The 12,186-nt window shown below is 74.2% G+C and carries 13 protein-coding genes; 5 read left to right on the forward strand and 8 right to left on the reverse strand.

Translation table 11 applies throughout. The annotated features are described in order from the left end of the window. Positions 1 to 60: 60 nt before the first annotated feature. Genes AB0P35_RS21610 through AB0P35_RS21620 form a run of 3 tightly spaced genes read right to left on the reverse strand, consistent with a single transcriptional unit; the run spans position 61 to position 3,108 of the window. On the reverse strand, positions 61 to 933 hold the full coding sequence (locus AB0P35_RS21610) for an alpha/beta hydrolase (protein ID WP_363512825.1): 873 nt from the start codon (positions 931 to 933) through the stop codon (positions 61 to 63). Continuing rightward, the gene (locus AB0P35_RS21615) at positions 930 to 1,517 is read right to left on the reverse strand and encodes a WHG domain-containing protein (protein ID WP_363512828.1); all 588 of its coding nucleotides are present in this window, start codon (positions 1,515 to 1,517) and stop codon (positions 930 to 932) included. The genes AB0P35_RS21610 and AB0P35_RS21615 overlap by 4 nt, the downstream gene beginning before the upstream one ends. 34 nt (positions 1,518 to 1,551) lie before the next feature. Then, positions 1,552 to 3,108: a hydrolase gene (locus tag AB0P35_RS21620; protein ID WP_363512831.1), complete on the reverse strand. Its 1,557-nt coding sequence runs from the start codon at positions 3,106 to 3,108 to the stop codon at positions 1,552 to 1,554. Between the two features lie 386 nt (positions 3,109 to 3,494). Here AB0P35_RS21620 and AB0P35_RS21625 point away from each other — a divergent pair, with 386 nt between their 5' ends. Both AB0P35_RS21625 and AB0P35_RS21630 read left to right on the forward strand, forming a co-directional pair. Further along, positions 3,495 to 4,904, forward strand: a complete 1,410-nt coding sequence (locus AB0P35_RS21625; protein ID WP_363512834.1) for a sulfatase — start codon at positions 3,495 to 3,497, stop codon at positions 4,902 to 4,904. 91 nt (positions 4,905 to 4,995) lie between these two features. Then, a complete protein-coding gene (locus AB0P35_RS21630) occupies positions 4,996 to 6,003 on the forward strand; it encodes a formylglycine-generating enzyme family protein (protein WP_363512837.1) in 1,008 nt (335 codons plus the stop codon). A gap of 10 nt (positions 6,004 to 6,013) precedes the next feature. Here AB0P35_RS21630 and AB0P35_RS21635 read toward each other — a convergent pair whose 3' ends face one another. Continuing rightward, entirely contained in the window at positions 6,014 to 6,409 is a 396-nt protein-coding gene (locus AB0P35_RS21635) for a YrdB family protein (RefSeq protein ID WP_363512840.1), read from the reverse strand. A gap of 68 nt (positions 6,410 to 6,477) precedes the next feature. Then, positions 6,478 to 7,467 (reverse strand): aldo/keto reductase, encoded by a 990-nt coding sequence (locus AB0P35_RS21640; protein ID WP_363512843.1) that lies wholly within the window; start codon positions 7,465 to 7,467, stop codon positions 6,478 to 6,480. 196 nt (positions 7,468 to 7,663) lie between these two features. Between AB0P35_RS21640 and AB0P35_RS21645 the strand changes: the two genes are divergently transcribed. After that, positions 7,664 to 7,876: a hypothetical protein gene (locus AB0P35_RS21645; protein ID WP_363512846.1), complete on the forward strand. Its 213-nt coding sequence runs from the start codon at positions 7,664 to 7,666 to the stop codon at positions 7,874 to 7,876. Positions 7,877 to 7,963: 87 nt separating this feature from the next. After that, positions 7,964 to 8,482 carry a GNAT family N-acetyltransferase gene (locus tag AB0P35_RS21650; RefSeq protein ID WP_363512849.1) on the forward strand — a complete coding sequence of 173 codons (519 nt, stop codon included), beginning with the start codon at positions 7,964 to 7,966 and terminating at the stop codon, positions 8,480 to 8,482. Between the two features lie 23 nt (positions 8,483 to 8,505). Here the strand turns inward: AB0P35_RS21650 and AB0P35_RS21655 are convergent, their stop codons facing one another. From AB0P35_RS21655 to AB0P35_RS21665, 3 genes are all read right to left on the reverse strand, one after another. Beyond that, positions 8,506 to 8,946 (reverse strand): hypothetical protein, encoded by a 441-nt coding sequence (locus AB0P35_RS21655; protein WP_363512852.1) that lies wholly within the window; start codon positions 8,944 to 8,946, stop codon positions 8,506 to 8,508. Positions 8,947 to 9,119: 173 nt separating this feature from the next. Continuing rightward, positions 9,120 to 9,626 carry a MarR family transcriptional regulator gene (locus AB0P35_RS21660; RefSeq protein WP_363512855.1) on the reverse strand — a complete coding sequence of 169 codons (507 nt, stop codon included), beginning with the start codon at positions 9,624 to 9,626 and terminating at the stop codon, positions 9,120 to 9,122. After that, positions 9,623 to 11,269, reverse strand: a complete 1,647-nt coding sequence (locus tag AB0P35_RS21665; RefSeq protein WP_363512858.1) for an FUSC family protein — start codon at positions 11,267 to 11,269, stop codon at positions 9,623 to 9,625. Before AB0P35_RS21665 ends, AB0P35_RS21660 begins: the two co-directional genes overlap by 4 nt. A 145-nt stretch (positions 11,270 to 11,414) precedes the next feature. Here AB0P35_RS21665 and AB0P35_RS21670 point away from each other — a divergent pair, with 145 nt between their 5' ends. Further along, positions 11,415 to 12,002 carry a DinB family protein gene (locus tag AB0P35_RS21670; RefSeq protein ID WP_363512861.1) on the forward strand — a complete coding sequence of 196 codons (588 nt, stop codon included), beginning with the start codon at positions 11,415 to 11,417 and terminating at the stop codon, positions 12,000 to 12,002. Positions 12,003 to 12,186: the final 184 nt, after the last annotated feature.

Here is a 12,186-nt window from a genome sequence, read left to right on the forward strand (position 1 = left end):
CACTGACGGTCGATGTGGCGCACCGGCTCCAGGTGGGTCGGCCCGGTCACCGCGAGGTTCTCACTCTGCCCGGTCGAGGACGGCGAGCAACTGCCGGGCGAATTCCTTCGGCCGCTCGACCGCGCCGAGATGGCCACCCGGGAACTCGACGACGTCGCGGCCGAGGACCTCGGCGAGGCGGACGGCCGGCCCGTACAGCGGGAGTTGGTGGCGGGAGTCACGGCCGGCGGCGGGGACCAGCTTGTGCGCGACCGGGCGGAGGGCCGCCAGGTCGGGCGCTGTCGCGGAGAACGGGCAGAGCATCCGGTCGAGGAAGACGGGCAGATTGGCGTGCATTCGCGGCGCCATCTCCCGGATCTCGGGCGGGAGTTCGGTGGGGTCCTGATCGGCGGCCGGTTCGGCCCGTTCGCCGGCGGGCCGCTCCCCCATGCCCTCGGCGAAACGCGTCATCGCGGCCGCGACACCCTCCGCCCGGAAGGTCTGCCGGACCTCGGCGAAGAGGGCCTTGTGCGGCGCCGGGTCGTCCAACAGCTCCAGCAGCGGCGGCTCGTGGGCGACCACACGGCAGAGCCGTTCGGGGTGGCGGGCCAGCAGGTCGACCGCGACGACGGCGCCCGAGCTGCAGCCGAGCACCGTGGCCTCGGCGTCGGGTGCGAGGTGGTCGAGCAGGCGGCGGGCGTCGTCGGCCCACACGTCCACCCGCTGGTCGGTGAGCGGACCGTCGAGGGGGCTCCGGGAGAGGCCGCGCGGGTCGTAGGAGACGACGGTGTACCGGGCGGCGAGTTCGCCGTACATACCGGCGTACATGCCGGCGTCGCCGGCCCCGCCGGGCAGGAGCAGCAGGACCGGGCCGCTGCCGCGGACTTCGTAGTACAGGGTGGCGCCGGGGACGGCGAGGGTGCCGGTGGCGGCGGTGCGGACGGTCGTGGTCACGGAGTGCTCCGATCGGGCCGGGCGGGCCAGTTCTCGAGGAGGACGTGGAGTGCGTCCAGGCTGCGGTCCCAGGAGTCCTGGACGGCGCGGGGATGGCCGAAGCCGCCGCCGAGTTCGAGGTGGACGTAGCCGTGGAAGGCGGCGCGCAGCAGTCGGGCGGCGTCGGTCAGGTCGGGATCGGTGAGGCCGTAGGCGCGGAGCATGCCGTAGGTGAGCTCGATGCTGCGGCGCAGGGCCACCGAGTCGGCCATCTCCTCGGGCGCGAGCTGCAGTTGGGTCGCGGCGTAGCGGCCGGGATGGTCGAGGGCGTACTGCCGGTAGGCGTCGGCGAAGGCCACCAGCGCGTCCTTGCCGGCCCGTCCGGCCACGGCGACGGCGATGCGCCCGGTCATCTCCTCGCCGCAGAGCAGGGCGATCCTGACCTGCAGATCACGCAGGTTCCTGATGTGGGAGTAGAGGCTGGCGTCCTTGACGCCGAAGCGCCGGGCCAGCGCTGAGACGGTGACCCGGTCGAGCCCGACCTCGTCCGCCATCTCGGCGGCCGCCTCGCTGAGCTTGGCCGCGGTGAGACCTGCGCGGGCCATGGGCGCCCCCCACCTTTCCTAGGACCTCTAGGTTTTAAGCTAGCACATCCAGGATCAGGGCCTGGGAGCCTTTTCGCGCACCGGCCCTGTGCGCAAGTGCCCGGCAGGGAACAGACCATGACGGAACACGCGGCGTCCCGGCGCACCGCCCACGTCGACGCCGCGGTGGCGGTCGACGGCTGCGCGGACGGTGCCGGGTCGCGGGGTCGGCGTGCGTGACGGGTGCGGTCAGTCGACGAAGCGGATGTCGGGGACGCGGTCGGAGGCGCGGTCGAGCAGGTGGTTGTTCGCGGTGGCGGAGGGTGCGGTCGAAGAAGGCCGCCGTGCAGGCCCGTTCGGCGGCGACCGCGCGCTCGGGGACGACGGTGCCGATGGTGGCGGTGACGGTCGCGGGCGGCAGGTCCAGTTGGCGGGAGATCTGGGGCAGCATCGACTCCATGTCGGTGTAGCTCGCGTGGGCGGAGCCGGTCAGGGTGAGGTCGCGGTGCCAGCCGATGCTGTGCTCCCAGAGACCGCCCCAGGACGGGTTGCCGTGGTGGTCGTCGCCCTCGCTGCCCATCAGCAGGAAGGGACGGTCCAGGCCGTCCGTGGAGACGGTGGCGGGGTTGGCCGGGTCGTGGTCGTCGCCGACGTAGCCGAGGACGCCGTCCAGGTTCTCACCGGCCTTGATCCGGGGGTCGTCGTGCATGGTCTGCAGGGCGGTGAAGCCGCCGGCCGACTGGCCGAACATGCCGATCCGGCCCGGGTCGAGGGCCGCGCCGAGGCCCTGGGGCAGGCGCCGGTGCTCCGCGTCGGGGTTGCGGCCGGCGGCGAGCGCGCCGACCTGGTCCAGGACGAAGCGGGTGTCGGACACCCGGACGTCGACGAGCTTGCGCAGCAGCGCGGTGAGCTTCGCCCTGGCCTTCTCCGGGTCCGGGTCCTGGATCGCGGCGATCTCGGCGTCCATCCGGCTGGCCGCGACCCGGCCGCGGGGGAACTCGACGGCCGGCGCCTCGTAGGTGTGGTCGAACGACACGACGACGTACCCGCGCGAGGCGAGGTCGTCGGCGAGGGTCGTGCCGAACGCCGCGGGGTCGCCGGCACCGGGCGAGTAGAGCACCACCGGGCGCGGCCCTCCGCGGAGGTCCGCGGGGGCGTCCTCGTGCGCGTGGGTGAGGGTCTGTGCCCAGGCCACCCGGTCCATCGGGAGGTCTCCCCCGTTGCGGTACATCGTCTCGAAGACGGCGGCGGCCGCGGCGGTCATCTGCGGGGCTGCCGGACGGTGCGCGGTGTCCCGCGCGGGGTAGCGGACGGTCGCCATCAGCTCGCGCGGGCCCTCGCCGGTCCAGGGGTCGGTCCTGGCGCTGTCGACCAGGTGCAGCGACACGGTGCCGACCGGGTACGGGCCGGTCGGTGAGGGCAGCACCACCCGCGCCCTGGGCGGGGGCATCTCCGCGGCCGCGGCGGCCGGGGCGAGGACCGTCACCCCGGCGGTGGCGATCAGGACGGCGAGCGCCGCGGCCCGGAGAGCGGTGGTTTGCGTGGCGGTACGGGCGGCGGCGGTACCGGCGGTGACAGTGACGGTACGGGCGGCGGCGGTGAAAGGCGGCATGGCGGTCGGCTCCCGTGGGGCGGATCGTGGCGTGCGGTGGCGGCTGCGCGGACAGGTTCGTACACCTGCCGCTCCCTCAGCCTCTCCTGCCGACCATCCGCATGACATCCCGTATGCCCCCGAGCGCGGGGTGGGGACAACCTCAGGAGGCACCCCGGGGACCGACTCCGGAGAACGCGCCATGACGCCCCGCAACGCCGCGTGAAATCCGCGTGATGCCGGGTGGGCATCCGTTGCCCGCCGTCGCTCCGCACCCGTACGGTCACTGCCGGGCGCCGCGCGGACGATCTCCGTCGCCCCCGCCCGAGGCCGTCGACGCGCTCCCCGGCACCGCCCCGCTCCCGCACCGCCCTCCGGTACTCCGCCTGCCACGAAAGGGACCTGTCATGAGCCGAACCGAGCCGAGCCGGCTGGGACGCCGCGGCTTCCTCACCGGAGCCGCGGCCGTCGCGGCCACCGTCGCCACGCCCGCGACAGCCGCCGCGACGGCACCCGCCGCTCCGGCAGCTGCCGCCGCCCGCCCGAACATTCTGGTGATCCTCACCGACGACCAGCCCAAGCAGACCGAGTGGGCCACCCCGAAGACCGTCGGATGGCTCGCCGACCACGGCGTCCGGTTCACCGCCGGGCACGTCGCCACGCCGCTGTGCGCGCCGTCCCGTTCGTCGATCTTCTCGGGCCGGCAGGCGCACAACCACGGGGTGCTGGACAACAGCAGCCCGTACAACCTGGACCAGCACACCACCGTGCAGCGGTACCTGCACCAGGCCGGCTACCGCACCGGCCTGTTCGGCAAGTACCTGAACGCCTGGCGCGCCGCCGACAACCCGCCGCACTTCGACGAGTGGCTGCTGGAGAGCCCCGTCGCGTACAACGACGGCACCTACAACGACAACGGCACGGTGCGCGCCGTCCCCGGGTACAGCACGACCGTCATCCGGGACCGCACACTCGCCTTCCTCGACAAGGCCGCCACCGACCGGCGGCCGTGGTTCGCCTTCGTCGCGCCCAAGGCCTCCCACGAGCCGAACACGCCGGAGCCGACGTACGCGGAGACCGCCGTCCCCGCCTGGGACGGACGGCCGTCGGTGACCGAGGCCGACCGCAGCGACAAGCCCGACTTCATCCAGGACGCCACCGCGACCCTGGCCGACGCCCGGGCGCTGCGCCGCCGCCAGCTGCGCACCCTGCTGTCGGTGGACGACGCCGTGCAGGCCTTCCACGACAAGCTGGCCGCGCTCGGGCAGTTGGAGAACACCCTGGTGTTCTACCTGGGCGACAACGGCTACACCTGGGCCGACCACGGCTGGCTGAAGAAGTCGGTGCCCTACCGGCCCGCCATCGAGGTGCCGTTCTACGTCTCCTGGCCGGCCGGCGGCCTCGGCTCCGGCACCGTCGACCACCGGATCGTCGCCAACATCGACATCGCCCCGACGATCCTGGACGCCGCCGGCGTCACCCCCGACACCCCGCAGGACGGGCACTCGCTGCTCGGCACGGAGAGCCGCGACCACCTGCTCGTCGAATGGTGGAAGCACGGCACCGCGGCGGGCGGCCCGCACACCTGGTCCTCGTACGTCAGCACCACCGAGCAGTACACCGAGTACTACCGGATCCACACCGACGCCGGGGGCAAGCCGGTCGGCACCGGCGAGGTGCTCTTCCGCGAGTACTACGACCTCGAAGCCGACCCGCACCAGCTGACCAATCTGCTGTACGGGGCGACCCCACAGGACGAGCAGCGGCTCGGCATCCCCGCACTGGCCTCGGCGCTGGCGGCCGACCGCACCGCCTGATCCGCCTGATCCGTCTGTTCCATCCGCCCTCGCCGTCCGCCCGACGGCGGGGGCGGCCTTGACCGTTCTCCCCCCACCCCAGGACTGGCCGATGCGTTCCTGCTGCACCCCGGACCACCCCGCGCACGAGACCGCGCCGCAGGGGACGGTGCCGCTGACCCTGACCACCCGCCCGTCCGCTCCACAGCCGCCGGCTCCGGCCGCGGCACCGCCCTCGCCCGCCGCGCAGCGCGTCGCCGGGCGCCTGCTCGAACTACCCGGCGGCAGCTTCCTCATGGGCACCGACGATCCGGTGGGCTTCCCTGCGGACGGCGAGGGCCCGGTGCGCGAGGTCAGGATCTCGCCGTTCCGGATCTCGGCGACCGCCGTCACCAACGCCGAGTTCGCTTCCTTCGTCAAGGAGACCGGCCACACCACCGATGCCGAACGCTTCGGCTTCTCCTACGTGTTCGGCGGATTCCTGCCGTCCGCGCTGCGGGCCGCCACCCGCACCGTCCCGGGCGCGCCCTGGTGGCACGCGGTCGAGGGCGCCGACTGGCGGCACCCCGAGGGACCGGGCTCCGACTACGCCGCCCGCCAGAACCACCCGGTGGTGCACGTCTCCTGGCACGACGCGGCCGCCTACTGCGCCTGGTCCGGCACCCGGCTGCCCACCGAGGCCGAGTGGGAGTACGCCGCCCGCGGTGGCCTCGCACGGCAGCGCTACCCCTGGGGCGACGAACTCGCCCCAGGCGGAAAGGAGATGCTCAACATCTGGCAGGGCGTCTTCCCGACCTTCAACACCGGCCGGCACCGCGGCACCGCCCCCGTCCGTACGTACCGGCCGAACGGCTTCGGGCTGTACAACACGGTCGGCGACGTCTGGGAGTGGTGCGCCGACCGGTTCAGCACCGACTTCCACCTGACCGGACCGCGGGTCGACCCGGCCGGGCCGCCGAGCGGCGCGTCCCGGGTGATCCGCGGCGGCTCCCACATGTGCCACGACTCGTACTGCAACCGCTACCGGGTCGCGGCCCGCAGCTCCAACACCCCGGACAGCTCCACCGGCAACACCGGTTTCCGGATCGCCGCCGACGCACCTGCACAGAACGGGAGTTGAGGACGGTCGGTCAGGAGGCCGGCGGGCGGCGGCGGAAGGTCTCGGCGAGCGCGGTGTTGACGACGATCACGGCCGCGAGGACGTACGCCGCCGCATGGTGGCCCAGCCCGTACAACGCGGCCGCTCCCCCGCCGAGGACGACCGCCTTCACCAGCAGCACCCCGGGCAGCGGCGGGCGGAACCGGGCGCGGGGAGCGGCGAACAGGCCCCACAGCACGATCGCGGCCGCGGGCAGCCCGACGCCCAGCAGCACCTTGGCGACCGCGCCGTCACCGGCCGCCACTCCCCACCAGGCCAGCAGCACCAGGGCCGCCAGCTCCAGCACGAACGCCAGCAGCTCGTTGGCCGCGAACCAGGGCCGACCGGCCAGGCCGGCCAGCCCGTCGTGCGACGATTCCCGCACCATTCCCGCCGTCCTCCCCCGTGTCCGTACGATCAGCCGCCCCAGCATGGCACGCACTCCGGCTCCATGAGTCACCAATGGCGGTGGACCAGCGGGCGGATCAGGTCGTCGTACACCTCCAGCACGGCCTTGTGGGTCTCCTGGTCCAGCGGTGGCAGCGCGGCCGCGGCCGCGTTCGCGTGGGCCTGCGCGGCGTTCCGCGCGCCCGGGATGACCACACTCACCGCCTGGTCGGCGATCCAGCGCAGGGCGAACTGGGCGAGTGTCGCACCCTCGGGCACCAGCGGACGCAGCCGCTCCACCGCTTCCAGTCCGGTCGCGAAGTCCACGCCCGAGAACGTCTCGCCGACGTCGAAGGACTCGCCGTGCCGGTTGTACGTGCGGTGGTCGTCCGCGCCGAAGACCGTCGCGGCCGTGTACTTCCCCGAGAGCAGCCCGCTGGCCAGCGGCACCCGGGCGATGATGCCGACCCCGGACGCGGCGGCGGCAGGCAGCACCCGCTCCAACGGCTTGATGCGGAAGGCGTTCAGCACGAGCTGGACGGTGGCGAGGTTCGGGCGGCGGATCGCGGCCAGTGCCTGCTCGCAGCTGCGGACGCTGACCCCGTACGCCGCGATCGCGCCGTCCTCGACCAGCGCGTCCAGCGCGTCGAACACCTCGTCGTCGGCGTACACCGCCTCCGGCGGGCAGTGCAGCTGCACCAGGTCGAGCCGCTCGACGCCCAGGTTGCGGCGCGAACGGTCGATCCAGGTCCGGAAGTTCGCCGCGTTGTAGTTCTGCGGCACCTGGGGTGCCCGGCGGCCCATCTTGGTCGCCACGATCGGCCTGGCGACGCCGTCCGCGTCACAGGCGCGCAGCAGGCTGCCGATGACCTGCTCGCTCCGCCCGTCCCCGTACTCGTCGGCAGTGTCGATGAAGTCGACGCCCGACTCGAGCGCGGCGCGCAGCGTGCCGAGGGCGTCCACCCCGTCCACCCGCCCCCAGTCACCGCCGAGTTGCCAGGCGCCGAGCCCGATCACCCCGACGCGCCGCCCCGTCCGTCCCAGCATCCTGATCTCCATCCCACCGACTCTAGGGCCGCCCGGCGCGACCCGAATTCCCGGGGGCGCCTCCGAGAGTGACGCTCCGTCACGAGGTGGCGATCTGCAGGGCTTGCGGACATCGGGTGAAGGCCCGGGCCGGACCGCCGGACGGCGGGGATGATCGGCGGCGGACGTCGGCGCAGCGTTGCGGCGGCGGGGACGGAGGGGTGTGCGCGTGGCGATGGGTGTCTCGGTGAGCAGCCCGCCCCATCCGCATCTGGGCCGGGCCGTCCGCGACCGACGGGACGGCCGCTGCGGCACCATCTCCGGCCAGCTCGTCGAACGCGACACCGAGACCGGCCGGCTCCTCCGCCGCCGGATCTTCGTCCGCCCCCAGGGCGGCGGCATCGAATGGGAAGCCGCCCCCGGGGACCTGACCCCGCTCTGAGCTGGCGACGCGCCGTTGCGCTCGGGGCGCCGTCGGCCGGGCCGCCGGTTCACGGTGGGCCGAGTGGGGGCTGTAGCGTCCGGAGGCATGGTGCTGTTGATCGAACCCGAGGCCGTCCGGACGCCGCGGCTGACGCTGCTGCCGCTCGAGGTCGGGCATGCCGAGGAGATGGCGGTGGTGCTGGGCGATCCGGAGCTGCACGTCTTCATCGGCGGCGAGCCCCTGGGCGTCGACCGGCTGCGGGCCCGGTACGAGCGACTGGTCGCGGGGTCGCCCGATCCGGGTGTGCTCTGGGGCAACTGGGTCGTCCGGCTCGATGCCGAGCGGTGCCTGACCGGGACGGTCCAGGCGACGGTGACCGGCGAAGGCGACACGGCCACAGCGGAACTCGCCTGGGTGGTCGGGACGGCCTGGCAGGGGCACGGCATCGCCACCGAGGCGGCCCGGGGTCTGGCCGCCTGGCTCGCGGCCCGCGGCGTGCGGCACCTCCTCGCCCACGTCCACCCCGACCACCGGGCCTCGGCCGCGATCGCCGCGGCCGTGGGCCTCACCCCGACCGAGCACCGGCAGGACGGCGAGATCCGCTGGGAGTGGACGGCGCGCTGAGCTGAACGGTGCCCGGTCGGGCGTCAGGCCCGGGCGGTGGTTCGGCGCCGGGCGCGGCCGGTGAGCCAGGCGAGGGCCGCGAGGAGGCCGGCGAGGGGGCCGAGGAACGGGGCGGGGGTGGTGTGGAAGACCGTGCTGCCGAGGACGCCGACGAGTTGCCAGGCGGCGCCGAGGACGGCGGCTGCGGCAAGCCAGTGCCAGCGGTCCCGCCGGACGGCGGCGAAGGGCAGGACGAGCACCGCGACGGTCTGCACCGCGAAACCGAACCGGAACCAGCTCACCCAGACGGCGTTCCACCACTGGCCGCCGCGCGGGGTGGAGAGGTCGTCCCGGAAGTCGAGGAAGGTGGTGCCGCCGGACCACCAGGGCCAGAGGTAGAGGCCGATGAGGGTGAGCGCCGCCGCGGCGACGGCCAGCCAGGCCTGGCCGACGCGGCTCGGTTCCTGGTGTTCGATCAGTGGCATGTGTCCCCCCGGTGTGTCGTCCCGCGTGCTGCTGCCGTCCAGCATGGCCGAGTACACCGACAGCGGGGGGTGTTCCGGCGGGCTCCGGGTGCACTGCGGCCGCCGCGGGGCGCCGGTGTGCGCCGGTCCGGGCCGGGGGTGCAGCGGCTGCGGGCTCCGGGTGTGCGGTGCTGTCAGCCGCGCAACCCGCCCAGGCGGCCTTCGAGTTGGAGGAGCAGCTCGGCGAGGCCGGAGCCGAGGACCTGGCGGGTGCCGTCGTCCAGGCCGGCGAGCAGGGTCCGCTCGTAGGCGAGTTGTGTCGGCATCAGGCGGTCGACGAGTGTGCGGCCCTCGTCGGTGAGCCCGATGTAGCCGATCCGCCGGTCGCGGCCGTCGGTCCGGCGGGCGATCAGGCCTCGGCCCTGGAGGGCGCGCAGGCGCTTGGTGACGGCGGCGCCGGAGGAGAAGGTCTCGCGGGCGAGTTCGCCCGGGGTGAGTTCGCGGCCGGTGCGGCGGACGGCGCCGAGCAGGTCGAACTCGCCGCGGGTGAGGCCGGCGGCGCGCAGCGGCGCGTCCTCGGCCTGCTGGAGCAGGGCGGCGCAGCGGTTGATCCGGCCGACGAGCTCCATCGGTTCGGTGTCGAGTTCCGGGTGGACGGCTTTCCACTGCCGTCTCACCGAGGCGACGACGTCGTCGTTCACATCGCTCCGCTCTCCGGGGCGGGGGTGTGCAAGCCCCGCCGCTTGGCTGTCCCCGCGAGCGTACGGTGTCCGGCTTCCTCGGCGGCGCGCAGTGCCTGCTCGGGCAGGGCGCGGCGGCGCCATTCGCCGGCGGCGGTGGTCTCGGCCTCGTGCAGTTCGTGGAGCGAGTGGGCGAGCCGTCGAGCGGCACGGTCCAGGTCGGCGGGTTCGGCCGCCGGGTCGGCGAGGGTCTGTTCGGCGTGCGCGCGGGCGTGGCCGGCGGCGTCGAGGGCGTGCCGGACCCGGTCGGCGGTGCGGTGGTTGGTGACGGCGAGGGCGGCGGCGAAGCCGACGGCGGCGCCGATCAGGGTGTCGAGGACGCGGTCGCCGATGAGCCGCCCGGCGGGGTGGTCGCCGGTGAACTCGACGAGCAGCAGTGCCATCGGGGTGACGGCGACCGAGCCGAGCCAGTAGTTGCGGGAGACCAGGGCCTCGGCGGCGAAGTTGAGGACGAGCAGGCACAGGACGAGCGCGAGCGGTCCGGTCCGGATGAGCGGTACGGCGGCGGCGAACACGGCCACGCCGAGGAGGTTGCCGACGGTGCGCTGCAGTGTCCGGTGCCACGTCAGCACGGTGTTGACCTGGTAAATGGAGGCGGCGGTGACGATCGCCCAGTAGGGGCGGTCGACGCCGAGAGCGAGGGTGGCGTAGCCGGCCAGGGCGCAGCCGAGGAGGGTGCGCAGCGCGGCGGGGGTGTGGGCCGCTCCGGGGGCCAGGCTGCGCAGCAGGCGGTGCCGCGCCGGGCCGGCCGGGAGCGCCGCCTCGGCCCGGCCTGGGAGGTCGGGGGCGCCTGATGTGGGGACGGGGCCACGGGCGCGGGTGGCGGCGGCCCAGCTGCGGAGCTGCTCCTCGTCGGGGCCGTGGCCGGCGAGTGCGGCCTCGGCCCGGCGGAGCAGCCGGTGCAGGGCGTGGCGGTTCGGGGTGGGGGCGCCGGAGTCGCGGAGGGAGTGCCAGGCGGCCCGGAGGGCGGTGGTGGCGGTGTGGCGGGTCCGCGGTCCCGGTGCCGCCGTGTGGGCGGCGACGGCGGTGAGGGCGCGGGCGGCGGCGCGGCGCTCCGGGCCGTCGGCGCGGAGCACCGCGGGTGCCATGGCGACCAGCCAGGCGAAGGCGCCGGCGGCGAGGCCGAGGGCGAGGTGGCCGGGGACCTGGCCGAGCCGCTGCGGGGCGAAGAGCGCGCCGGCGGCGACGAAGGTGAAGATCACGTTGCCGGGCGGTCCGATCCTGGCGGCGTCGGTCACCGCCTTCTGGACGGCGGCGAGCACGGCTCCGACGGCGATCAGCACGACGGCGGAGTGGGTGAGCGAGGCGGTCACCAGGGCGACGGCGACTCCGGCGAGCATGCCGAGGACCACCCGGGCGAGGGTGGCGGCGCGGCGCGCGTACGGCATGTCGTGGCCGTAGAGCGCGCACAGCGACCCGGCCATGGTGTAGCCGGCCAGGTCGAGTCGGCCGGCCGCGTACAGCGCGAGGTTGGGCAGCACGGAGGCCGCGGCGACGCTCAGGGCCGGTTTGAACCACCGGTCGGAGGGCCGGCCGAGGCGCAGTGCGTCCCGCACGGGGAGGCTGCGGAGACGGAGCCGGGGAGTGACAGTTGTAGAACCCACTCAAACAGTTTAACAGGTATTACACCAGTGAAATAGTTTGGAGCCCGGCCCGCCGCCGGGGGCCGCGACCCGTGTCCCGCCCTGGCGATGCGTCCACGGCGGAAAATCCGTGGACGGGGGCGGCGCGGTGAGCAGACTGGTCGCCATGACTGCTTTCGATCCCAAGGCCGACCTGCACCTCTACCTCCAGGATGCGCGCGACGCACTCCTGTGGAAGCTCGAAGGGCTCTCGGAGTACGACGTCCGGCGCCCGCTGACGCCCTCCGGCACCAATCTGCTCGGGCTGGTGAAGCATGCGACCGCCGCCGAGGCGGTGTACTTCGGCGAGACCTTCGGGCGCCCCTTCGAGGCGGCCCCGCTGTGGATCGCCGGCCGGGCCGAGCCGAACGCGGACCTGTGGGCCACCGCCGAGGAGTCCCGCGAGGAGATCCTCGGGCTGTACCGCCGGGTGTGGGCGCACTCCGACGAGACGATCAACTCGCTGCCGCTCGACGCGGTCGGCCGGGTCGGCTGGGGCCACCGCGCCGAGGTGACGCTGCACCGCATCCTGGTGCACGCCGTCGCCGAGACCGACCGCCACGTCGGACATGCCGACATCGTCCGCGAACTCGCCGACGGCTCCATCGGGTTGCGCGAGACGGACGACAACCTGCCGGACGCCGACCCCGCCTGGTGGAAGGTCCACCACGACCGTGTGGAGCAGGCCGCCCGCGAGGCCTCCGGGACGGCATGACCCGGCGGCACCACGCCCAGCCGACCTGCAGCGCGCGTTCCGGGTGACCGACCCAGGCTTGAGGCGGCGACGAACTCCGGCCGCGAGCTTCCGCAATCGAACTCCCGCCGTCGAACTCCCGCCGTCGAACTCCCGGCGGCGAACTCCCGGCAGCGGACTCCCAGCGGCGAACTCCCGGCGGCGA

The sequence above is a fragment of the Kitasatospora sp. NPDC085879 genome, assembly GCF_040686255.1.
Lineage (GTDB): Bacteria > Actinomycetota > Actinomycetes > Streptomycetales > Streptomycetaceae > Kitasatospora.